We start from the raw sequence: 23,596 nt of genomic DNA, 5'->3' as shown, positions 1-23,596 counted from the left end.
GCTCAGCCTTGCACGCCGTCGCGGTCCGTGTCGGGGTCCGTGGCGGCGGAGCCGGCGCCCGAACCAGCGGCGAGCTTCTCCGCCGCGGCGAGCAGCACGCACGTCGCGACCCCGGCCATCGCCGTCTCGACCTCGTCCAGCGTCGGGAACGACGGCGCCAACCGGATGTTCCGGTCGCGCGGGTCCACGCCGTGGGGGAAGGACGCACCCGCCGGCGTCAGGACGATCCCGGCCTCGCGGGCCAGCTCGACGACCCGCGTCGCCGTCCCGTCCAGCACGTCGAGGTTGACGAAGTACCCGCCCGACGGCTTCGACCACGTCGCCACCTCGCGCCCGTCCAGCGCCGACGACAGCGCCGCGTCGACCGCCGCGAACTTCGGGGCGAGGATCTCGCGGTGGCGCGCCATGTGCTCGCGCACCCCCGCCGCGGACCCGAAGAACTGCACGTGCCGCAGCTGGTTGACCTTGTCCGGACCGATCGACGCGAACTTCTGGTGCGACAGGTACCACTTCACGTTCGCCTCCGACGCGGCCAGGAACGCCACCCCGGCCCCCGCGAAGGTGATCTTCGACGTCGACGCGAACATCAGCGGCCGGTTCGGGTGCCCCGCGGCCGACGCGAGTGTGATGATGTCGGCGCTCTTGGCCTCGTCCTCGGTGAGGTGGTGGAACGCATACGCGTTGTCCCAGAAGATCCGGAAGTCCGGCGCGGCCGTGTCCATCGACGCCAGGGCACTCGCGATCTCTTGGGTCACGACCGAGCCCGACGGGTTGGCGTACGTCGGCACGATCCACATGCCCTTGACCGCGGGGTCGCGCACGAGCTCGCGCACCGCAGCCACGTCCGGGCCGTCGTCGTGCATCGGCACCGTGAGCATCTCGATCCCGTAGCTGGCGAGCATCGTGAAGTGACGGTCGTAGCCCGGCACGGGGCAGACGAACTTCACGCTCTCCTCCTGCGACCACGGCCGCGGCGAGTCCGGCCCGCCGTGCAGCAGCAGCTGGACGAGGCAGTCGTGCATCATCGTCAGGCTCGCGTTGCCGCCGGCGACGACCTGCGCCGGCTCGACCCACAGCAGGTCGGCGAAGATCGCGCGCAGCTCGGGCAGCCCCTCGAGCCCGCCGTAGTTGCGGACGTCGGTGCCCGAGCCGTCCTTGTGGCCCCGCGGCAGGCTCAGCAGTTCGTTGCTGAGGTCGAGCTGCTCCACCGACGGCTTGCCGCGGGTGAGATCGAGCTTCAGCCCTCGTGCCTTGAGATCCTCGTATGCCATGCGCTGCGTCTCGAGGAACGTCTCGAGGTCCGCGGGCGGGAGGGACGTCAGGGGCCGGGTAAGAGTCTGCTCGGTCACGCCCCTCATCGTCCCAGACCCGGCATGCCACGATCGACCCATGTCAGCGAGTGAACTCCACGTCGTCGAGCACGGGCCAGAGGACGGCATCCCGGTGCTCGCGATCCACGGCTGGAGCCCCGACCACCGGCTCATGACGGGCATCCTCGAGCCCGTCCTCGGAGGCGACCCGACGAGACCCGCAGCGGGTGCGGCATACCGCCGCATCTACCCCGACCTGCCCGGCATGGGACAGTCGCCGGTGGGCGACGCCGCCTCGACCTCCGACGTCGTCGACCGCGTCGAACGGCTCGTCGGTGAGCGCATCGCGGACGAGCCGTTCCTGCTCGTGGGGGAGTCCTACGGTGGGTACGTCGCCCGCGAGCTGGTGCGACGCCGCCCCGGCCAGGTGGTGGGGCTCGCCCTCATCTGCCCGATCGGCCCGGTCGTCGCCAAGACCGCGCGGACCCGCCCGCCCGAGGTCGTGCTCGAGCGTGACGAGGCGTTCCTCGACACCCTCGACCCGCAGTTGCGGGCGGAGTTCGAGGACGGCGCCGTCGTCCAGACCGAGGAGACGTATGCCGCGTTCGCGCGTGACGTCGCACCCGGCCTTGCGGCCGCGGATGCCGAGGGGATGGCCCGGATCCATCGCCGCTGGGACCTGGGCCGGCTGCCCGAGGAGGGCCGCACGTACGACCGGCCCACCCTGTGGCTGCTCGGTCGGCAGGACTCCGCGGTCGGCTACCGCGACCAGTGGGAGCTGCTCGAGCACTACCCCAGGGCGACGTTCGCGGTCCTCGACCGGGCCGGGCACAACGCCCAGTACGAGCGGCTCGAGCTGACCGAGGCGTTGCTCACCGACTGGCTCGACCGGGTCGAGCGTGAGCCTGCGCCGACGCCCGGACGATGACCGACATCACGCGCACCACCACCGCCGCCCTATTGCTACAGACGTAGAACCTTCGTAGCGTCGGGGCCATGGCTCTCTCGCGGATCGAGCAGGTCGGCCTCCAGGTCCTCAAGGGGCACCAATGGCTCTACGAGAAGACCGGCGGCAAGGTCGGGCACAAGTTGCTGTTCGGCAACCCGACCCTCCTGCTCCACACGGTGGGCGCCAGGACCGGGCAGCAGCGGACCAACGCCCTCACCTACGGCCGCGACGGCGACGCCTGGCTCGTCGTCGCCTCGAACGGCGGCGCTCCCAAGGCTCCCGCCTGGCTGCACAACCTGCGGGCGAACCCGGACGCCGACATCAACGTCGGCCCGCGCCGCACCCCGGTCCGTGCCCGCGTGACCCTGCCGGACGACCCCGACTACGCGCGCCGCTGGGAGATCGTCAACGGCGTCAACGCGAACCGCTACACGGCATACCAGAAGCGCACGACCCGGCAGATCCCCATCGTCGAGCTGCGCCCCCGCTGACGGCGTGCATGGCCTCCCGGCGGTTTCGCGTCGGCCGGGGGCGTCCCGTATGCTGATCCTTCGGTGATTGCACCATGATTCGTCATGCCTGTGACCACCTCCGGAACCACCACCCCAACAGGTGCGTTCCTAGGGCAGTGGCTCAATTGGTAGAGCACCGGTCTCCAAAACCGGCGGTTGGGGGTTCGAGTCCCTCCTGCCCTGCACGTTCGACAGTGACGTCGCGCTGGTGAGCGATCACCGGCGACGGATCAACCAGCGAGAAGAGGAATCGTGACGGAAGTGGGCGCGTCCCGCGACTCGCGGCCGACGAACAAGCGGTCGGACAAGGGCAACCCCCTGTCCCGGCTGAGCCTGTTCATCAGCCAGATCCTCGACGAGCTGCGCAAGGTCGTCCGGCCGACGCGCTCCGAGCTGTGGAACTACACGCTCGTCGTCATCGTCTTCGTCACGGTGATGATGGCGCTGGTGTCGGGCATGGACTTCGGCTTCAGCAAGCTTGTCGGCCTCGTCTTCGGCAACGGCGAGTGACACCGGCCGGGCCGAGCGCGCCCGCAGCCAGGTGAACCCAACGAACGCGGTACAGGAAGTAGGTCAGCACGTGTCCGACCAGTGGACGTCCCAGGACGCCGAGTCGAGCTCCGTCGACCCCGAGGCCCAGCAGCCCGAGGCCGTCGACGTCGACCAGGTCCTCGTCGACACCCCGGACGGCGTCGAGTCGCAGGAGGAGGTCACGCCCGCGGGCGAGACCGGTCAGCGCGCCGAGGACGACGCCGCCGCCGCGTTCGGTGGCGAGGTCGAGCAGCCCGAGACGCTCGTCGTCGACGAGGCGATCGTCGACGAAGGCCGCGGCCCGGTTGTCGAGGGTGAGGTCACCCCCGAGGGTGACGTGCACCAGCGCGCCGAGGACGACGCCGCCGCCGCGTTCGGTGGCGAGGTCGAGCAGCCCGAGACCGTCGAGGTCGACCAGGAGCTCGAGGACACCGCGGACGGTGTCGAGTCCGACGAGGAGGTCGTCGCCGCCGGTGACTCCGACGCGGTCGCCGAGCAGGACGCCACTGCCGCGTTCAGCGACGCCGACACCTCGACCGGCGCCGACACGGATGCCGCCGCGGCTCCGGCGGGCGAGGTCGACGAGGACGGCGACGTCCTCCCCACCGACGTCGACCCGGTCCAGGCGTTCAAGGACGACCTCGCGAGCAAGTTCGGCGACTGGTACGTCATCCACTCCTACGCCGGCTACGAGAACCGCGTGAAGGCCAACCTCGAGAACCGCACCCAGTCCCTCAACATGGAGGACTACATCTTCGAGGTGCAGGTCCCGATGGAAGAGGTCACCGAGATCAAGAGCGGTCAGCGCAAGCTCGTCCGCCGTGTCCGGATGCCCGGGTACGTCCTCGTCCGCATGGATCTCACCGACGAGTCGTGGGGCGCTGTGCGCCACACGCCCGGTGTCACCGGCTTCGTCGGCAACGCGCACCAGCCGGTGCCGCTGAGTCTCGACGAGGTCTACACGATGATCAAGCCGGCCGACCTCGAGACGCCCGCCGCGGCGACGGCCGCCGGTGGCGCGGCCGCGGGTGCCGGCGCGACCCCCGAGCCCGCCGTCGTCGACTTCGAGGTCGGCGAGTCGGTCACCGTCATGGACGGTCCATTCGAGACCCTGCCGGCGACGATCTCCGAGATCAACGCCGAGAGCCAGAAGCTCAAGGTGCTCGTCTCCATCTTCGGCCGGGAGACCCCGGTCGAGCTGTCGTTCACCCAGGTCGCCAAGATCTGAGCGCGCCAGCACTGCAACCGGGTCATCGCCCACGGCGTGGGCCCACCACCAGATAAGGAACCACCACAGCAATGCCTCCCAAGAAGAAGGTCGCCGGCTACATCAACCTGCAGATCCAGGCAGGTGCCGCCACCCCGGCTCCCCCCGTGGGCCCCGCCCTCGGTCAGCACGGCGTCAACATCATGGAGTTCGTCAAGGCGTACAACGCTGCGACGGAGGCCCAGCGGGGCAACATCATCCCCGTCGTCATCACCGTCTACGAAGACCGCTCCTTCACCTTCATCACGAAGACGCCGCCGGCGTCGGAGCTGATCAAGAAGGCCGCGGGCGTCCAGAAGGGCTCCGGCGAGCCGCACAAGACCAAGGTCGCCACGCTGACCAAGGACCAGGTGCGCGAGATCGCCGAGACGAAGATGCCGGACCTCAACGCCAACGACATCGACGCCGCGATGAAGATCATCGCCGGCACCGCCCGCCAGATGGGCATCGAGACCAAGCTCGACTGAGCGGAACTGGGGCCCGTGAAAAAGTCACCAATTGAACGCCTTCCGGGGCAGCAGTGGTGAGACGGGACCACACGATTTCGGTATGCCGTCCGCTCGCCGCGGCGGACCGCGCGCGGCGCGCGGACGGCATACCGGCACAGAACGACACCTCACGACCGTGAGGTGCGTGGGAGGGCCCGCGCTGGCCCGCACCACACCTCCACCGAAGAACACCAGGAGCAGCACATGAAGCGCAGCAAGAACTACCGCGCCGCAGCGGAGAAGATCCAGGACGGCAAGGCCTACAGCCCGCTCGAGGCCGTCCGCCTCGCGAAGTCGGGCGCCAAGGCCAAGTACGACGAGACCGTCGAGGTCGCGATGCGCCTCGGTGTCGACCCGCGCAAGGCCGACCAGATGGTCCGCGGCACCGTCAACCTGCCGCACGGCACGGGCAAGACCGCCCGCGTCCTCGTCTTCGCCAACGGCGACAAGGCCGAGGCCGCCAAGGCCGCCGGTGCCGACTACGTCGGTTCCGACGACCTCCTCGAGAAGGTCGCCGGTGGCTGGCTCGACTTCGACGCGATCGTCGCGACGCCCGACATGATGGGCAAGGTCGGTCGCCTCGGCAAGGTCCTCGGTCCGCGCGGCCTCATGCCGAACCCGAAGACCGGCACCGTCACCATGGACACCGCCAAGGCCGTCTCCGACATCAAGGGCGGCAAGATCGAGTTCCGCGTCGACAAGCACGCGAACCTCCACTTCATCATCGGCAAGGCGTCCTTCGACGAGAAGCAGCTCGTCGAGAACTACGCCGCGGCGCTCGAGGAGATCCTGCGCCTGAAGCCGGCCAGCTCGAAGGGCCGCTACATCTCCAAGGCGACCCTGTCGACGACGATGGGCCCGGGCGTCCCGCTCGACTTCACCCGCACCAAGGGCCTCACCGAGGAGGACTCCTCCCCGGTGGCCAAGGCCGACGCGGCCGAGGCTGACGCCGACGCCTGAGCCGGCGCGCCTCACCACGGCACCGACGCGGCCCCCGCCTCCTTCGCGAGGCGGGGGCCGCGTCGCATGTCCGGAACGCCCGAACGCAGGCGCGCCTGCCCGCGAGGCGGGGGGACGACTTACCCACGAGTGAGGGGACGGCATACGCACGAGTGAGGGGACGCCATACCCGAGAGGCGGCATACCGGGTAGTGCCGCTGACCTGCCCAGAATGTGACCTGCACGTCTTCATGGGCTGGCGCGCTTGTGTCTTGTTTGACTGGGAGGTAACTTCGCTGAAGCCCTGTCGCACCGTCGCTACCGGCCCCCTGCCGTGGTGATGTCCCCCCTGCCGCGCGACCGGGCCGGTGAGAGTGAGGGTGCTGCATGGGTGTCGCGATCGACGTCCAGGGACTGACCAAGTCCTTCGGGTCCCAGCTCATCTGGAACGACGTCACGCTGACTCTCCCGGCCGGAGAGATCTCGGTCATGCTCGGCCCGTCGGGTACGGGCAAGTCCGTGTTCCTCAAGACCCTCGTGGGCCTGCTCAAGCCGGACAAGGGCTCCATCGTCATCAACGGCGCCGACCTCGTCACGCTCAAGGAGCACGACCTCTACGAGGTGCGCAAGCTCTTCGGCGTCCTCTTCCAGGACGGCGCCCTCTTCGGGTCGATGAACCTCTTCGACAACGTCGCCTTCCCGCTGCGCGAGCACACGAAGAAGACCGAGTCCGAGATCCGCAAGATCTCCCTCGAGAAGATGGAGCTCGTCGGTCTCCAGGGCGCCGAGGACAAGCTGCCCGGCGAGATCTCCGGTGGCATGCGCAAGCGTGCCGGCCTCGCCCGCGCGCTCGTCCTCGACCCCGAGATCCTGCTCATCGACGAGCCGGACTCCGGCCTCGACCCGGTGCGCACCTCCTACATCAACCAGCTCTTCATCGACCTCAACGCGCAGATCGACGCGACGTTTCTCATCGTCACGCACGACATCAACACCGCCCGCACCGTGCCGGACAACATCGGCCTGCTCTACCACAAGCACCTCGCCATGTTCGGGCCCCGCGAGATGCTGCTGAGCTCGGAGGAGCCGGTCGTGCGCCAGTTCCTCAACGCCCAGACCGTCGGGCCCATCGGCATGTCCGAGGAGAAGGACGCCGACGAGCTCGCCGCCGAGGCGGCCTCCGGGCAGCAGCTGCCGCCACTCCCGCCGATCGCGCCGCAGCTCGGCACGAGCAACGGTGAGCCCCGTCGCGGTGAGCGACCCGCGGGGGAGTGGTGCCGCGCCAACGGCGTCATCCCGCCGCCCGGTTCCTTCCAGGGGCCGCACACCTCGGTCCAGGTGCCCGAGCGCACCCTCGACCAGCGTCCCGAGCTCGACGTCGGCGCCAGCCTCGACCACGGTGCGGCGTCATGAACGTCCTCGTCAGCCCCCTCAAGCAGGCCGGCGCGTTCTTCGCGCTCTTCCTCGACGTCATGCGGGCCCTGCCGAAGCGGCCGTTCCAGACCAAGGAGTTCATCCAGCAGTGCTGGTTCATCGCGTCGGTGACGATCGTCCCGACCGCGCTCGTGTCGATCCCCTTCGGCGCGGTCATCGCGCTCCAGCTCGGCACGTTGACCCGCCAGCTCGGCGCCCAGTCCTTCACGGGCGCGGCGAGCGTGCTCGCCGTCGTGCGTGAGGCGTCGCCGATCGTCACCGCCCTCCTCGTCGCCGGTGCCGGCGGCTCGGCCATCTGCGCCGACCTCGGCTCCCGCAAGATCCGCGAGGAGATCGACGCGATGGAGGTGCTCGGCATCAGCCCGATCCAGCGCCTCGTCGTGCCCCGGGTCCTCGCCTGCATGCTCGTCGCCGTGCTCCTCAACGGACTCGTCTCCGTCGTCGGCGTCGCGGGCGGGTACTTCTTCAACGTCGTCATCCAGGGCGGCACACCCGGTGCCTACCTCGCCTCGTTCACCGCGCTCGCGCAGCTCGCCGACCTGTGGACCTCCGAGATCAAGGCGCTGCTGTTCGGTCTCGTCGCGGCCGTCGTCGCGTCATACAAGGGACTCACCGCCGGCGGTGGGCCGAAGGGCGTCGGCGACGCGGTGAACCAGAGCGTCGTCATCACCTTCATGCTCCTGTTCGTCATCAACTTCGTCGTCTCCGCGATCTACTTCCAGGTCGTCCCGCAGAAGGTGTGAGGAGGTGAACCGACGATGAGCCGCACCCGCACGCTGGCCGCCAAGCCCGGCGAGGTCCTCGACGGCCTGAGCGACCAGATGCACTTCTACGTGCGCTCGCTCGCGTGGAGCGGACGCACCCTGCGCCGCTACAAGAAGGAGGTGATGCGCCTCCTCGCCGAGGTGTCCCTCGGGACCGGCGCCCTCTCCGTCATCGGCGGCACCGTCGGCGTCCTCACCTTCATGGCGTTCTTCACCGGCAGCCAGGTCGGCCTGCAGGGCTACTCCTCACTCAACCAGCTCGGCACGGGCGCCTTCGCCGGGTTCCTCGCGGCCTACCTCAACACCCGTGAGATCGCGCCGCTCGTCGCCGGTCTCGCGCTCGCGGCGACCGTCGGCTGCGGCTTCACCGCCCAGCTCGGTGCGATGCGGATCTCCGAGGAGGTCGACGCGCTCGAGGTGATGGGCATCCCGTCGCTGCCGTTCCTCGTGACGACGCGGATGATCGCCGGTTTCGTCGCGGTCATCCCGCTCTACGTCCTCGGGCTGTTGTCGTCGTATGCCGCGACGCGGTTCATCGTGACCGACTACTTCGGGCAGTCCAAGGGCACCTACGACCACTACTTCCATCTGTTCTTACCGCCGATGGACATCCTCTACTCGTTCCTCAAGGTCCTCGTCTTCGCGGTGATCGTCATCCTGATCCACTGCTACTACGGGTACACCGCGAGCGGCGGTCCGGCCGGGGTCGGCGTCGCGGTGGGCCGGGCCGTGCGCACCTCGATCGTCGCGGTCAACCTCGTCGACTTCTTCTTCTCGCTCGCCGTGTGGGGTGCCACGACGACGGTGAGGATCGCGGGATAGCCATGGCCGGATCCACCATGTCGCGACTCGGACACCGCACCTACGGCGTGGCGTTCATCCTCGTCGTCGCGCTGCTGCTGTCGCTCTCCATCGCGTCGTTCAAGAAGGTCTTCACCGACGTCGTGGAGGTGACCCTGAAGACGAACCGCATCGGCAGCCAGATGCAGGAGGCCGCCGACGTCAAGATCCGCGGTCTCATCGTCGGCGAGGTGCGCACGATCGATGCCGACCTCGAGGGCGCCACCCTGACCCTGGCGCTCAAGCCCGAGATGGTCTCGCTCATCCCGGCCAAGGTCAGCGCCCGGCTGCTGCCCAAGACCCTCTTTGGTGAGCGTTACGTCGACCTCGTGCCCCCGGAGGGCGACGCCGGCCCCGCGATCAAGGCCGGCGACGTCATCCCGCAGGACCGCACGAGCGTGGCCATCGAGCTGGAGCAGGTCTTCGAGGACCTCCTGCCGTTGCTGCGCGCCGTCGATCCCGCGAAGCTCTCGGCCACCCTCAACGCGCTCGCGACGACCCTCGACGGCCGCGGCGAGAAGCTCGGCAAGAACCTCGTGCTCGTCAACGAGTACTTCACCAAGATCAACCCCTACGTGCCCCTCATCCAGGCCGACATCTCCGGCTTCGCCGACTTCGCGAGCACGTATGCCGTGGCCGCGCCAGAGCTGTTGCGCGCCGCCAAGGCGCTGCTCACGACGAACACGACGATCGTCGAGAAGCAGAAGGAGCTCGCCGGGTTCCTTGCCGGGACAGCGGGATTCGCGAACACCACGGCAGGTTTCCTCGAGACCCACCAGAACCGGATCATCCAGGTCGGTCGCGTCCAGCGTCCCACCCTGGCGGTGCTGGCCAAGCACTCGCCGATCTACCCGTGCTTCACCGAGGGCCTCGTCAACTGGCTGCCGCGCGTCAAGGGCGTCGTCGCCACCGGAAACTTCCACATCACGCTCGAGCTGCCCCCGCAGACCAAGCCCTACCACCCGGGCGAGGAACCGCAGTGGCGGGACAAGCGGGCCCCCGACTGCAAGGGCCTCCCGGACACGAGCGCGAGCACCCAGGACAACCCCCGGGCCGGGTCCAAGTTCGACGACGGCACCGATGGCGCGCCGACCTATGCGACCTTCTCGAGCCTGCCGTCGATCTTCACCTCGCCAGAGGGGGCGCGGATCCCGTCGGTGGAGGCCGGTCTCGCCGGGACCGCCGAGGAGCAGCAGCTCGTCGGCGCCCTCGTCGGCCTGCCGGCCGACCGCGACCCCGGCCTCGCGACGCTCCTCGCGGGCCCGATGATGCGTGGGACGGTGGTGAACCAGTGAAGACCTCGGCCAGCCTCGTGAAGTTCATCGCCTTCGCCGTCGTCACAGTGCTGGCGACCGCGACGCTCGCGGCGACGATCGCCAACATCCAGCCCGGTGACCGCAACACCTACACCGGGATCTTCAAGGACGTCACCGGTCTCGCCAAGGGCCATGAGGTCCGCATCGCCGGGGTGCGCGTCGGCACGGTCAAGAAGATCGCGGTCGCCAAGGACCGCACGAGTGCCAACGTCGAGTTCGACGTCCTCGACACGAGCGTCCTAACCGAGGGGACGATCGCGACGATCAAGTACCGCAACCTCGTCGGAGAGCGCTACATCTCCCTGACCCAGGGGCCCGGCAAGGCGACGCCGCTCAAGGACGGGGCGACGATCCCGCTCGAGCGCACCAAGCCGGCCCTCGACCTGACCGTCCTCTTCAACGGGTTCAAGCCGCTCTTCGCCGCGCTGTCACCCAAGGACGTCAACGAGCTCTCCCAGCTCATCATCTCGGTGCTCCAGGGGGAGGGCGGCAACATCAACTCCCTCCTCGGCCAGACCGCCTCGCTGACGAGCTCCATCGCCGACCGCGACAAGGTCATCGGTCGCGTCATCACCAACCTCACGACCATCCTCACGACGGTCGAGCAGAACGACACCGCGCTCGGCGAGCTGCTCATCCAGCTGCAGCGCTTCGTCTCCGGCCTCGCCGCCGACCGCAAGGCCATCGGCGCCTCGCTGACCAACATCAACTCCCTCGCGGACGAGACCGCCCAGCTGCTCGCGGCCGGGCGCCCGGACATCAAGACCGACGTCGCCCAGCTCGGCCAGCTCGCCAAGAACCTCAACAAGCCCGAGAACACCCAGCGCTACGAGCAGTTCATCACCGGTGCGCCGAACAAGATCAACACGATCACGCGCACGGCCACCTATGGCTCGTGGTTCAACTTCTATCTCTGCCGCTTCGACGTGGAGAACCTGATCCTGCCCACCGGGCCCCTGCCCGGGGGCCTCGGCTACAACGTCTCGTCGGCGAGGTGTGGCAAGGGATGAGCACTCCGTTCCGTGCCCGGAACCCGCTGCCGATCGGCATCGCGGGTCTGGCCGCCATCGCCCTGGTGCTGCTGGGCGCCTTCAACGCCGCGAGCCTGCCGATCATCGGTGGCGGCCAGAACTACGCCGCGGACTTCACCGAAGCCGGTGGCCTGCGTTCCGGTGACGAGGTCCGCATCGCCGGCGTGCGCGTCGGCAAGGTCACCGACATCACCCTCGACGGCAACAAGGTCAACGTCGACTTCCGGATCACCGAGGACGTCGCCTTCGGCCCCGAGTCCGGCGCGTCGATCCGCATGCGCACCCTGCTGGGGCAGAAGTTCCTCTCGCTCGAGCCGCGGGGGCGGGGGCAGATGCCCGAGGGGACGACGATCCCGACGTCCCGCACGGTGTCGAGCTACGACATCATCAACGCCTTCTCCGACCTCACCGAGACGACCGAACGCATCGACACCAAGCAGCTCGCGACGTCGCTGGACACGATCGCGGCCGAGTTCAAGAACACTCCCGAGAACGTCCGCACCGCCCTCGACGGCCTCACCCGCCTGTCGAAGACCGTGGCGAGCCGCGACGCCGAGCTCAAGGCGCTGCTGCGGGCGAGCAACTCGGTCTCCGCCACGCTCGCCGACCAGAACAAGGTCGTGGAGAAGATCATCCAGGACGCCGACCTGTTGCTCCAGGAGCTCTACGAGCGCCGCGACGCCATCCACACGCTCTTCACGAACACCAGCGCCATGGCCGTCCAGTTGACCGGGCTCGTGCGTGACAACCGGGCCGCCCTCGGCCCGGCCCTGACCCAGCTGCGCGGGGTGCTCGACACCCTCCGCAAGCACGAGGAGGCGCTGACCCAGACGATCGATGCCATGGCGCCGTTCACCCGGGTCTTCGCCAGCGCGCTCGGCACCGGCCACTGGTTCGACACCTACATCCAGAACCTCACCGTCCCGATCGGGGTGCCGGGCCGATGACCAACGCCGTCCTCAACAAGATCGTCGCCGCGATGGCGGTCCTCGCGCTCGCCGCGGGCGCCTACCTGTGGTGGCCCCGTCCCGACGGGGTCACCGTGACGAGCGACTTCACCCGCGCCGTCGGCCTGTATGCCGGCAGCGACGTGCGGGTCCTCGGTGTCCGGGTCGGTGAGGTCACCCGCGTCGAACCTCGCGGTCAGACCGTCCGGGTCACCTTCGAGGTCGATCCCGACGTCAAGGTGCCCGCGCAGGCCAAGGCCGCGATCGTCGCGCCGTCGCTGGTGAGCGACCGCTATGTGCAGCTGCTGCCGGCATACACCTCCGGTCCGGTGATGCGCGACGGGGCGACGATCCCCAAGGAGCGCACCGCGGTCCCGGTCGAGCTCGACCGGATCTCGCAGACCCTCGACGACCTCCTCGTCGCGCTCGGCCCCGAAGGCGCCAACAAGGAGGGTGCGCTGACCCGCGTGCTCGACACGAGCGCCCGCAACCTCGAGGGCAACGGCGCCAACCTCCATGAGATGAACCGCAGCCTCTCGCAGGCCGTGCAGACCTTCGCCGAGGGCCGCGGCGACCTCTTCGAGACCGTGAAGAACCTCGAGACGTTCACCGGCATGCTCGCCAAGAACGACGCGCAGGTGCGCCGCCTCAACGTCGACCTGTCCAAGGTGTCCGACCAGCTCGACGGTGAGCGCGACGACCTCTCGGCGGCGTTGAAGAACCTCGCCGTCGCACTCAACGAGATCTCGACCTTCGTCAAGGACAACCGCACGGTCCTCACCGAGGACATCGACAAGCTGACCAAGCTCACGAGCGCGGTCGCGGCGAAACGCGACACCCTCGCTGAGACCCTCGACAACGCCCCCGTCGCCCTGTCGAACCTCCAGCTCGCCTACAACCCCGCGTCGGGCACGCTCGACACCCGCGCCAACATCCTCGGTCCGCTCTCGGACCCGGCACTGCTGCTCTGCTCGCTCATCACCGGGGCCACGAACACGGGCAACACCGGCCTCTGCAGCACCCTCCAGCAGCTCATCCCCGAGGGCGGACTGCTGCCGGGCCTGATCAACCTGCCCGGGCTGTCCGCCGTGCCGCAGGCCTACACCCAGGCCGCTGCGGCCGCCAAGACCGCGCCGTCGACAGCCCCCGCCACGGCCGCGGCGCCAGCCAAGTCCACCGCTCCTGCCACGGCCGAGAAGCCGTCGGCGACGGACGCCACGGTCACCATCCGTGGCGCCGACCCCACCCTCGGTGGTCTCCTGCCCAAGGACACGCCATGACGTATGCCGTCCCGTCCCGTACGTGGGTGTCGCGCGCCCTTCGTGTCGTCGCTCTCGCGGTCGTCGCCGTCCTCACCCTGTCGTCGTGCAAGGGCGCCTACGACCTGCCCCTGCCCGGCGGGGCGAAGGGCGACGGCCCGTCGATGCGGATCAAGGTCGACTTCGCCGACGTCCTCGACCTCGTGCCCAAGTCCGCGGTGAAGATCAACGATCTTGCCGTCGGGCAGGTCGAGGAGATTGAGCTCAACGGCTGGACCGCCCGGGTCACCCTCTCGATCCCGAAGTCGACCAAGCTGCCCGACAACGCCACCGCCGAGCTCAAACAGTCCAGCCTCCTCGGCGAGAAGTACGTCGCCCTGTCCGGTCCGCTCCAAGGGGAGAGTGTCGGCCAGCTCTCCGACGGCGACCTCATCCCCATCGACCGGACCAACCGCAACCCCGAGGTTGAAGAGGTCCTCTCGGCCATGTCGCTGCTCCTCAACGGTGGCGGCATCGCCCAGCTCGGCATCATCGAGCGCGAGCTCAACAATGCCCTGCGCGGCAACACCGACGAGATCAAGAGCCTCATCGGACAGCTCAACACCTTCATCGGTGGGCTCGAGGCCCAGAAGGCCGAGATCGTCCGGGCCATCGACATGGTCGACGTCCTCTCCGCCCGGCTCGCCGCGCAGAAGGATCTCATCGCGAAGACGCTCCAGGAGATGCCCAAGGGACTGAAGGTCCTCGCCGACCAGCGGATCCAGCTGACCCAGATGCTGCAGGCGCTGAGCCGCCTCGGTGCGGTCGGCACCAAGGTCATCCAGGGCTCCAAGGAGGACACGCTCGCGAACCTCAAGGCCCTCGCGCCGATCCTCACCCAGCTCAACAAGGCGGGCGACAACCTGCCCAAGTCCCTCGAGCTGCTGCTCACCTACCCGTTCCCCGACGGCGTCCTCGACGTCGTCAAGGGCGACTACGCGAACCTCGCGATCACCATGGACCTCGACCTCTCGCAGATCAAGATCCTCGAGAACGGGCTCCCCGGTGGCGCGCCGCTGCCCGACCTGGCCATCCCGGGCCTGCCCGTGCCGGTGCCGAGCGGCGGCGCGGCGCCCCGGCTGCCCGGCGTCACGCCGTCGCTGCCCGTGCCGGCGCCGACGGCGCCCGCCAACCCGCTGTGCCCGCCGCTCTGTGCGAGTGACTCGACGGGACGCGACACCTCCTGGACGACGCTCTACGGCGGTGGTGGCGCATGATCCGCGCGCTCACCAAGGCCCAGCTCGCGGCCTTCGCCATCATCACCATCGTCGGCGTGTCCATCCTCTCGGCGAACTACGTCGGCCTCACCGAGAGGCTGCTCGGTGGCGGCCCACGGATCAAGGCGAGCTTCGCGCAGTCCGGCGGCATCTTCGTCGGCTCCGAGGTCACCTACCGCGGGGTCAAGGTCGGCCGGGTGACCGGGCTCGAGCTCGAGAAGGACGGCGTCCTCGTCGAGGCCCTGCTCGACCGGGGCACGAAGGTCCCCAAGGACACGCGCGCCGTCGTCGAGAACCGCTCCGCCGTCGGTGAGCAGTACCTCGACCTCCAGCCCCGCTCGTTCGGCGGCCCCGTCCTCGCGTCCGGCGACACCATCTCGCGCAAGGACACGGCATACCCCCTGCGCGTCGACCAGCTGCTCCTCGACCTCGACCGCACCGTCGCCTCCGTCGACAAGGACGACCTGCGCACCGTCGTCGACGAGCTCGGCACGGCCTTCGACGGCGCGGGTCCCGACCTGTCACGGCTGATCGACAACGGCGACCTGCTCACCCAGGCCGCCATCGACGCCCTGCCCGAGACGATCGGCCTGCTCCGGGCGAGCAAGACGGTCCTCGACACCCAGCGCGCCACCTCACCGGAGATCAAGAACTTCGCGACCGACTTCGCCAACCTCTCCGAGACACTCCAGGCCTCCGATGCCGACCTCCGGCTCATCCTCGATCGCGGCGTCGTGGCCTCGAAGGAGCTCGAGACGCTTGTCAAGGAGAACCAGCAGAACCTCGGAGTGCTCATCGCGAACCTCATCACCATCGGCCAGGTCACGACTTCTCGGATCGACGGCATCGAGCAGATGCTCGTCACCTACCCCGAGGTCGTCATCGGCGGGTACACCGTCGTCCCCGGCGACGGCACGGCGCACTTCGGCATGCAGCTCGCCGAGCAGCCGCCGACGTGCACCAAGGGCTACGAGGGCACGAAGAAGACCGACCCCAACCAGACCACGAACCTGCCTCCGCTCAACACCAAGGCCGGCTGCACCCTCCCGCGCGGCTCGGCGTCCAACGTCCGTGGCGCCCAGAACGCGCCGGCGCCGCGCAGCGGTGTCGCCTCGTCGTACCCCGTGGCCATGGGCGGCCAGATGGTGCCGCTCGGCAACAAGGCCGTGAGCGAGGGCATGCCACTCGTGTCGACCCCCCTCGCGCCGACCGGTGGCGCCTCCGGTGCAGACTCGTGGTCGTGGATCATGGAGGAAGCGGCCCGATGAGGTGGCTCACCCCGGCCCGCATCCTGTGGGCCCTCACTGTCGTCGTGCTCGCCGCGACCATCGCTCTCGGCGCCACCCGTGGGCGCGACTGGTGGGAGGCTCGACAGGTCGAGCAGGCGCAGGACGCCGCGCTCGCGGCCGGCAAGCAGCTCGCCGTGAACTTCGCGACGATCGACTACCGCAAGGTCGACGAGGACACGAGCCGCGTCAAGGACGGCGCGACCGGCGAGTTCCTGTCGAGCTACACGAGCCAGCTCGAGGAGCTGAAGAAGGTCATCGTCGACAACAAGTCCGTGAGCAAGGTCGAGCGCGCGGAGGCCGGGCTCGTCACCGGCGACCGCGACTCCGCGACGGTCATCGTCGGCATCGTCGCCCCGACGACCAACACCGTCGTCCCCAAGGGGGAGACCAAGACCTACCGCACCAAGCTCGGGCTCCGGCTCGTCGGCGACGAATGGAAGGTGGAGCGTCTTGAGTTCGTCGGCTAACCGCCGCCCCCGCGTCGCCGGCGAGCGGCGTCGCCCGCGCCCGTCCCGGGACGAGGTGCGCAGCAGCGGCACGCCCGATCAGCCGACCACGGCGGCCCCCGGGGCGACTGAACCCGCCGACTCCGGTGACGACGGGGACCGCGACCTCCTCGATGCCGACACCCCCGACACCGGAGAGGTGGGCGAACCGACGGAGGCCGACACGGTCGACGAAGGCAGCCACACCGACAGGTCCGACACATCCGACGGACCCGCCGAGTCCGGTGACGACGGCGACCGCGAACCGGCAGCGATGGGGGAGCGGGGGCCACGACGCGCCCTGCTCGTCCCGGTCGCCGCCCTCGTCCTCGCGCTCGCCCTGCTCTCCGCCGTGCTCGTCGTGACCCGTCAGGACCCGGCCGAGCGGGGACGCGAGGCCAGCGCCGCCGCCGCCACGGCCAAGGGCACGCTCGAGCAGATCCTCAGCTACAACTTCGAGACGATGACCAAGCAGCTCCCGGCGAACCAGGCCCTGCTCACCGGGAAGTTCAAGGACGAGTTCGGCCAGACGATGACCAAGACCATCGTCCCGCTCGCCCAGAAGGAGAAGACCGTCGTCCAGGCCCGCGTCTACGAGGTCGGCGTCATGTCACAGACCGAGGACACGGTCACCGTCCAGGCCTTCGTCAACCAGGCGAGCACCCGCGAGGGGCAGAAGGAGCCGGCCATCGACCAGAACCGCGTCATCGCGACGCTGACCCAGGTCGGCAACAAGTGGCTCGTCTCCCAGCTCAAGGCCTACTGACCGTGCCGCGACCGCCCGCCCGCGTCCCCGGTCGGCCAACTCCCAGCACACGTCGTTAGGCTCGAACCCCAACCAGGGAGGGAAACCCATGACCATGAACCACACTGCGCGCCGCACGAGCGGTGCTGCCCTCGCCCTCGCGGGCCTGCTCGCGCTCGGCGCCTGCGGCTCCTCCGACGACGCGGGCTCCAAGGGCTCGAGCCAGTCGCAGGCCGCTGACGTCAAGGTCGGCGCCAAGGTCGACGGTGGCGAGGTCGCCTCGCGCATGATCGCCGCCATGGAGAAGGCCGGCAGCGGCGCCATGACCATCGAGGTCGCCGGCGAGAAGGCGACCGGCGACTTCCGCTTCGTCGACGGCCGCCTCGAGCAGAAGATGTCGATGCCCGTCGACGGCCAGTCGATGGAGGTCATCTCCGTCGACAAGCTCATCTACCTCAAGGGCATCCCCGGCCAGTCCAAGCCGTGGGTCAAGATCGACCCGAACGCCTCCGACCCCGTGAGCCAGATGTTCAAGGGCATGGTCGAGGGTGGCCTGACCAGCCCGACGAAGCTCGCCGAGAAGCTCAAGGGCTCCGAGGCGACGGTGAAGTCGGTCGAGGGCGGCAACACGACCTACGAGATGACCGTGGATCCCTCGACGCTCCTGGGTGGCCCGTCCGCGTCGCCGTCAGCGAGCCCGAGCGCCAGCGCCTCCCCGCAGAAGGTCGCCGTCACCTACGTCCTCGACGGCGACGACCGTCCGGTGACGATGTCCGCGGCCGTCATGGGCCGGGACAGCAAGGTGAGCTACAGCGACTGGGGCAAGAAGGTCGACATCCAGGCGCCCCCGGCCGACCAGGTCGGCCCGATGAGCTTCCCCGGCGCCGGCGGCTGACCGCCACCGGCTCCCCGCTGGAACGCCCGGGGCGTCACCGATTTGGTCGGTGGCGCCCCGGGCGTCTATCGTTGCTCCGACCGAAGACCGCCGGTTGTCCGGTGCACCCGCACCGGATCGAAGGTTCCGTGAGAACGGACGGCCTGCGCAGGTGTGAGTACCGAGCACGACGTGGACGGATGCCGTCCGCCGCCCGCCCGAGCCCCGCGCCCTGCGCCGGGGCTCGTTCCTTTTCCCGCCTCCTTCGCCGAAGGTCCCCAGACTGCAGAAGGAGGTCCGAATGTCCCGTGCTGACAAGCAGGCGGCGATCGCCGAGCTCGCCGAGAAGTTCAAGAGCTCGAACGCCACCGTTCTCACGGAGTACCGCGGACTCTCGGTGGCCCAGATCACCGAGCTTCGTGGAGCCCTGCGTGGCAACGCGACCTATGCCGTGGTCAAGAACACGCTGACCGAGCTCGCCGCGAAGGAGGCCGGAGTCACGGCCTTCGACGGTCAGCTCGTCGGTCCGTCCGCCATCGCCTTCGTCGACGGCGACCCGGTCGAGGCCGCCAAGGGCCTGCGTGACTTCGCCAAGGCAAACCCCCTCCTCGTGATCAAGAGCGGCCTGCTCGACGGCAAGGCGCTCTCGGCCGAGGAGATCACCAAGCTCGCGGACCTCGAGTCCCGCGAGGTTCTCCTGGCCAAGCTGGCCGGCGCCATGAACGCCTCGCTCAGCAAGGCCGTCTACCTCTTCGCCGCGCCGCTGTCGCAGACCGCTCGGGTCGTCGACGCGCTGCGTGCGAAGGTCGAGGCCGAGGGCCCCGTCGCCGCTGCCCCCGAGGCCGCTGCCGACGAGACGCCGGCTGCCGAGGAGGCCCCCGCCGACGCCGCGCCCGCGGCCGAGGCCACCGAAGACGTCGCCACGGGTGGCGACGAGCAGAGCTGAGTCCGTCCCGGACCCGGCTCCACCACCACACCGCCACTCACGGCATACGAAAGAACACGAAAGGACGCCATCATGGCCAAGCTCAGCACCGACGAGCTCCTTGAGGCCTTCAAGGAGATGACCCTCATCGAGCTCTCCGAGTTCGTCAAGCAGTTCGAGGAGACCTTCAACGTCACCGCCGCCGCGCCCGTCGCGGTCGCCGGTGCCGCTGCCCCGGCCGGTGGCGGCGACGCCGCTGGCGGCGCGGAGGAGCAGGACGAGTTCGACGTCATCCTCACCGCTGCCGGCGACAAGAAGATCGCCGTCATCAAGGAGGTCCGCGCGCTGACCTCCCTCGGCCTCAAGGAGGCCAAGGACCTCGTCGACGGCGCCCCCAAGCCCGTCCTCGAGAAGGTCGACAAGGCTGCGGCCGAGAAGGCCAAGGAGCAGCTCGAGGGCGCCGGCGCCACCGTCGAGCTCAAGTGAGCCTCGCCCCGTCAGGGGCGTGATTCCCAGCCGATCGGGCGGGGTGGACCACGGTCCGCCCCGCCCGTTCGCGTCGGCCCCCGCAGTGCGCCGGGCTCGCCCGTTCCTCTGCTCCGGCACCGCGACACGCCGTCGTATGCCGTCCGCCCGCTTGACGTGGGCGCCCTCGCCAGTCATCCTTTCCGGGTCACACCGCGTGCCTGCCGCATGCGACGGCTGACCGGACCCGCATCGAGGCCAGCGCCTTCGATTGGACAGGGTTGGACAGGCATGCCCTCCATGACCTAGACTTGTGCTTTGCCCTGTCCATGTCCTGTCGTCTGCTCGTCTCAGTGGCTCTCTGTCGTGTCCCCGCCGCATCCCGGCTCCTGCACGATGCTCCGCTGGTCCGTCGAGCACGTGCGGCGGCATGGGCCGTGCGACCTCCGTTTACGACACATGGCCAGTGGAAGGACCATCCTTGGCTGCCTCGCGCACCGCGTCCAAGACCGTGACCACCGCAAAGACGGCGTCGGGCCGTCTCTCCTTCGGCAAGATCCGTGAGCCCCTGGAGGTCCCTGACCTCCTCGCCCTTCAGACCGAGAGCTTCGACTGGCTGCTCGGCAACGAGCGCTGGCAGGAGCGCGTCGCCGAGGCGCTCGAAGACGGCCGTGACGACGTGCCGGAGCGGTCCGGCCTCGAGGAGATCTTCGAGGAGATCTCCCCGATCGAGGACTTCAGCGGCTCGATGTCGCTCTCGTTCCGCGACCACCGCTTCGAGGACGTCAAGTACTCCATCGAGGACTGCAAGGAGCGCGACCAGACCTACTCCGCGCCCCTGTTCGTCACCGCGGAGTTCATGAACAACACCACCGGTGAGATCAAGAGCCAGACCGTCTTCATGGGCGACTTCCCGCTCATGACCGAGCGCGGCACCTTCATCATCAACGGCACCGAGCGCGTCGTCGTCTCGCAGCTCGTCCGCAGCCCGGGCGTCTACTTCGAGCGCACGCCCGACAAGACGTCCGACAAGGACATCTACACCGCGAAAATCATCCCGAGCCGCGGTGCCTGGCTCGAGTTCGAGGTCGACAAGCGCGACATGGTCGGCGTGCGCGTCGACCGCAAGCGCAAGCAGTCCGTGACGATCCTCCTCAAGGCGCTCGGCATGACCGAGGCGCAGATCCGCGAGGAGTTCGCCGGTTACGAGTCCATCGAGCTCACCCTCGAGAAGGACGGCCCGACCACCCAGGACGAGGCCCTCCTCGACATCTACCGCAAGCTCCGCCCGGGCGAGCCGCCGACCCGTGAGGCCGCGCAGAACCTGCTCGACAACCTCTACTTCAACGGCAAGCGCTACGACCTCGCCAAGGTCGGCCGCTACAAGCTGGGCAAGAAGCTCGGCATCGACGGCGAGCTGTCGAACTCGACCCTGTCGATCGACGACATCGTCGCGACGATCAAGTACCTCGTCGCCCTGCACAACGGTGACGAGACGATCGCGGGCACCCGCAAGGGCGAGCCGGTCGAGATCCGCGTCGAGACCGACGACATCGACCACTTCGGCAACCGTCGCCTGCGCAACGTCGGCGAGCTCATCCAGAACCAGGTCCGCACCGGCCTGTCCCGGATGGAGCGCGTCGTCCGCGAGCGCATGACGACCCAGGACGTCGAGGCCATCACGCCGCAGACCCTGATCAACATCCGCCCCGTCGTGGCGTCGATCAAGGAGTTCTTCGGCACCTCGCAGCTGTCGCAGTTCATGGACCAGAACAACCCGCTCTCGGGGCTGACGCACAAGCGTCGTCTGTCCGCGCTGGGCCCGGGTGGTCTCTCCCGTGACCGTGCCGGCATGGAGGTCCGTGACGTCCACCCGTCGCACTACGGCCGCATGTGCCCGATCGAGACGCCGGAAGGCCCGAACATCGGTCTCATCGGTTCGCTCGCGTCCTACGGCCGCATCAACGCGTTCGGCTTCATCGAGACCCCGTACCGCAAGGTCACCAAGGGTCGCATCACCGACGAGGTCCACTACCTCTCGGCGGACGAGGAGGACGAGCACGTCATCGCCCAGGCGAACGCGACCCTCGACGAGAGCGGCGAGCGCTTCGCCCACGAGCGCGTCCTCGTGCGCGTCAAGGGTGGTGAGGTCGAGTACGTCCCGGCCGAGGAGGTCGACTACATCGACGTCTCCGCGCGCCAGATGGTCTCGGCCGCGACCGCGCTCATCCCGTTCCTCGAGCACGACGACGCCAACCGTGCGCTCATGGGCTCGAACATGCAGCGTCAGGCGGTGCCGCTGGTCAAGGCCGAGGCCCCGCTCGTCGGCACCGGCATGGAGTTCCGCGCGGCGGTCGACTCCGGTGACGTCGTCGTGGCCGAGAAGGCCGGCGTGGTGACCGAGGTCTCCGCGGATCTCGTCACGGTCGCCGGTGACGACGGCACGAGCCGCACCTACCGGATCGACAAGTTCACCCGGTCCAACCAGGGCAACAGCTACAACCAGCGCGTCGTGGTCTCCGAGGGTGACCGTGTCGAGCAGGGCGCCCTCATCGCCGACGGTCCCGCGACCGACGGTGGCGAGATGGCCCTGGGCCGCAACCTCCTCGTGGCGTTCATGCCGTGGGAGGGCCACAACTACGAGGACGCGATCATCCTCAGCCAGCGGCTCGTCCAGGACGACGTCCTCTCCTCGATCCACATCGAGGAGCACGAGGTCGACGCCCGCGACACCAAGCTCGGCCCCGAGGAGATCACCCGCGACATCCCCAACGTCTCCGACGAGGTCCTCGCCGACCTCGACGAGCGCGGGATCATCCGTATCGGCGCCGAGGTCCGCGACGGCGACCTCCTCGTCGGCAAGGTCACGCCCAAGGGTGAGACCGAGCTGACGCCGGAGGAGCGTCTGCTCCGCGCGATCTTCGGTGAGAAGGCGCGCGAGGTCCGCGACACCTCCCTCAAGGTGCCGCACGGCGAGACCGGCACGGTCATCGCGGTCAAGGTCTTCGACAAGGACGACGGCGACGAGCTGCCCCCGGGCGTCAACCAGCTCGTGCGCGTCTACGTCGCCAACAAGCGCAAGATCACCGACGGCGACAAGCTCGCCGGCCGCCACGGCAACAAGGGCGTCATCTCCAAGATCCTTCCGGTCGAGGACATGCCCTTCCTCGAGGACGGCACGCCGGTCGACGTCGTGCTCAACCCGCTCGGCGTCCCCGGTCGTATGAACATCGGCCAGATCCTCGAGCTGCACCTCGGCTGGGCCGCGAGCCGCGGCTGGGACATCGAGGGCAACCCGGAGTGGGCCGAGCTCATCCCGGCGGACGCGCGCAGCGCCGAGCCGGGCACCCGCGTCGCCTCGCCGGTGTTCGACGGTGTCCGTGAGAACGAGATCGTCGGCCTGCTCGACAGCACCCGCGAGACCCGTGACGGTGTCCGTCTCATCGACGGCTCCGGCAAGACCCAGCTCTTCGACGGCCGCTCCGGCGAGCCGTACCCGGAGCCGGTGTCGGTGGGCTACATGTACATCCTCAAGCTGCACCACCTCGTGGACGACAAGATCCACGCGCGCAGCACGGGTCCGTACTCGATGATCACCCAGCAGCCGCTCGGCGGTAAGGCCCAGTTCGGTGGCCAGCGCTTCGGTGAGATGGAGGTCTGGGCCCTCGAGGCGTACGGCGCCGCTTACGCGCTGCAGGAGCTGCTCACGATCAAGTCCGACGACGTCAACGGCCGCGTCAAGGTCTACGAGGCGATCGTCAAGGGCGACAACATCCCGGAGCCGGGCATCCCCGAGTCCTTCAAGGTGCTCATCAAGGAGATGCAGTCGCTCTGCCTCAACGTCGAGGTCCTGTCCAGTGACGGCCAGGCCATCGAGATGCGTGAGGCCGAGGACGACGTCTTCCGCGCCGCGGAGGAGCTCGGCATCGACCTGTCCCGCCGCGAGCCCAGTTCGGTCGAAGAGGTCTGA

The 23,596-nt window shown here is 68.9% G+C and carries 22 protein-coding genes and 1 tRNA gene; 22 read left to right on the top strand and 1 reads right to left on the bottom strand.

The annotated features are described in order from the left end of the window. Positions 1–2 precede the first annotated feature (2 nt). Entirely contained in the window at positions 3–1,358 is a 1,356-nt protein-coding gene (locus BCF74_RS10095; RefSeq protein WP_106297836.1) for an aspartate aminotransferase type Ic, read from the bottom strand. Positions 1,359–1,389: 31 nt separating this feature from the next. Here BCF74_RS10095 and BCF74_RS10090 point away from each other — a divergent pair, with 31 nt between their 5' ends. From BCF74_RS10090 to rpoB, 22 genes are all read left to right on the top strand, one after another. After that, entirely contained in the window at positions 1,390–2,238 is an 849-nt protein-coding gene (locus BCF74_RS10090; protein WP_106297835.1) for an alpha/beta fold hydrolase, read from the top strand. Positions 2,239–2,306: 68 nt separating this feature from the next. After that, complete coding sequence (locus BCF74_RS10085) at positions 2,307–2,750, top strand: nitroreductase family deazaflavin-dependent oxidoreductase (RefSeq protein ID WP_106297834.1); 444 nt, start codon at positions 2,307–2,309, stop codon at positions 2,748–2,750. Between the two features lie 131 nt (positions 2,751–2,881). After that, positions 2,882–2,954, top strand: a tRNA-Trp gene (locus BCF74_RS10080). Between the two features lie 69 nt (positions 2,955–3,023). Then, a complete protein-coding gene (gene secE, locus BCF74_RS10075) occupies positions 3,024–3,281 on the top strand; it encodes a preprotein translocase subunit SecE (protein ID WP_106297833.1) in 258 nt (85 codons plus the stop codon). Positions 3,282–3,639: 358 nt separating this feature from the next. Then, positions 3,640–4,530 (top strand): transcription termination/antitermination protein NusG, encoded by an 891-nt coding sequence (gene nusG, locus BCF74_RS10065; RefSeq protein WP_106297879.1) that lies wholly within the window; start codon positions 3,640–3,642, stop codon positions 4,528–4,530. Between the two features lie 71 nt (positions 4,531–4,601). Next, positions 4,602–5,036 (top strand): 50S ribosomal protein L11, encoded by a 435-nt coding sequence (gene rplK, locus BCF74_RS10060; protein ID WP_106297832.1) that lies wholly within the window; start codon positions 4,602–4,604, stop codon positions 5,034–5,036. Between the two features lie 225 nt (positions 5,037–5,261). Next, positions 5,262–6,017, top strand: coding sequence for a 50S ribosomal protein L1 (gene rplA / locus BCF74_RS10055; protein ID WP_106297831.1), 756 nt, complete (start codon positions 5,262–5,264; stop codon positions 6,015–6,017). Between the two features lie 366 nt (positions 6,018–6,383). Next, entirely contained in the window at positions 6,384–7,409 is a 1,026-nt protein-coding gene (locus BCF74_RS10050; protein WP_106297830.1) for an ABC transporter ATP-binding protein, read from the top strand. Beyond that, positions 7,406–8,173: an MlaE family ABC transporter permease gene (locus BCF74_RS10045; protein ID WP_106297829.1), complete on the top strand. Its 768-nt coding sequence runs from the start codon at positions 7,406–7,408 to the stop codon at positions 8,171–8,173. The genes BCF74_RS10050 and BCF74_RS10045 overlap by 4 nt, the downstream gene beginning before the upstream one ends. A gap of 15 nt (positions 8,174–8,188) precedes the next feature. Continuing rightward, entirely contained in the window at positions 8,189–9,016 is an 828-nt protein-coding gene (locus BCF74_RS10040) for an MlaE family ABC transporter permease (protein ID WP_106297828.1), read from the top strand. A gap of 2 nt (positions 9,017–9,018) precedes the next feature. Beyond that, entirely contained in the window at positions 9,019–10,329 is a 1,311-nt protein-coding gene (locus tag BCF74_RS10035; protein WP_106297827.1) for an MCE family protein, read from the top strand. Then, entirely contained in the window at positions 10,326–11,360 is a 1,035-nt protein-coding gene (locus BCF74_RS10030) for an MCE family protein (protein ID WP_106297826.1), read from the top strand. The genes BCF74_RS10035 and BCF74_RS10030 overlap by 4 nt, the downstream gene beginning before the upstream one ends. Next, positions 11,357–12,328 carry an MCE family protein gene (locus BCF74_RS10025; protein WP_106297825.1) on the top strand — a complete coding sequence of 324 codons (972 nt, stop codon included), beginning with the start codon at positions 11,357–11,359 and terminating at the stop codon, positions 12,326–12,328. The genes BCF74_RS10030 and BCF74_RS10025 overlap by 4 nt, the downstream gene beginning before the upstream one ends. After that, a complete protein-coding gene (locus BCF74_RS10020) occupies positions 12,325–13,608 on the top strand; it encodes an MCE family protein (protein ID WP_106297824.1) in 1,284 nt (427 codons plus the stop codon). The genes BCF74_RS10025 and BCF74_RS10020 overlap by 4 nt, the downstream gene beginning before the upstream one ends. Beyond that, positions 13,605–14,843, top strand: coding sequence for an MCE family protein (locus tag BCF74_RS10015; RefSeq protein ID WP_106297823.1), 1,239 nt, complete (start codon positions 13,605–13,607; stop codon positions 14,841–14,843). The genes BCF74_RS10020 and BCF74_RS10015 overlap by 4 nt, the downstream gene beginning before the upstream one ends. Further along, positions 14,840–16,111, top strand: a complete 1,272-nt coding sequence (locus BCF74_RS10010; RefSeq protein WP_106297822.1) for an MCE family protein — start codon at positions 14,840–14,842, stop codon at positions 16,109–16,111. Before BCF74_RS10015 ends, BCF74_RS10010 begins: the two co-directional genes overlap by 4 nt. After that, entirely contained in the window at positions 16,108–16,599 is a 492-nt protein-coding gene (locus BCF74_RS10005) for a hypothetical protein (RefSeq protein ID WP_106297821.1), read from the top strand. Before BCF74_RS10010 ends, BCF74_RS10005 begins: the two co-directional genes overlap by 4 nt. Further along, positions 16,583–17,383 (top strand): hypothetical protein, encoded by an 801-nt coding sequence (locus tag BCF74_RS10000; RefSeq protein ID WP_146132925.1) that lies wholly within the window; start codon positions 16,583–16,585, stop codon positions 17,381–17,383. The genes BCF74_RS10005 and BCF74_RS10000 overlap by 17 nt, the downstream gene beginning before the upstream one ends. A gap of 88 nt (positions 17,384–17,471) precedes the next feature. Further along, positions 17,472–18,257 (top strand): SCO4651 family lipoprotein, encoded by a 786-nt coding sequence (locus BCF74_RS09995; RefSeq protein WP_106297819.1) that lies wholly within the window; start codon positions 17,472–17,474, stop codon positions 18,255–18,257. Between the two features lie 280 nt (positions 18,258–18,537). Further along, positions 18,538–19,182 carry a 50S ribosomal protein L10 gene (gene rplJ / locus BCF74_RS09990; RefSeq protein WP_106297818.1) on the top strand — a complete coding sequence of 215 codons (645 nt, stop codon included), beginning with the start codon at positions 18,538–18,540 and terminating at the stop codon, positions 19,180–19,182. Positions 19,183–19,254: 72 nt separating this feature from the next. Then, entirely contained in the window at positions 19,255–19,647 is a 393-nt protein-coding gene (gene rplL / locus BCF74_RS09985) for a 50S ribosomal protein L7/L12 (RefSeq protein ID WP_106297817.1), read from the top strand. Positions 19,648–20,107: 460 nt separating this feature from the next. Then, on the top strand, positions 20,108–23,596 hold the full coding sequence (rpoB, locus tag BCF74_RS09980) for a DNA-directed RNA polymerase subunit beta (RefSeq protein WP_106297816.1): 3,489 nt from the start codon (positions 20,108–20,110) through the stop codon (positions 23,594–23,596).

This window comes from Knoellia remsis (assembly GCF_003002895.1).
GTDB classification, from domain to species: domain Bacteria; phylum Actinomycetota; class Actinomycetes; order Actinomycetales; family Dermatophilaceae; genus Knoellia; species Knoellia remsis.
The sequence above is the reverse complement of the archived record's forward strand: the minus strand, read 5'-3'. Positions and strand labels throughout refer to the sequence as shown.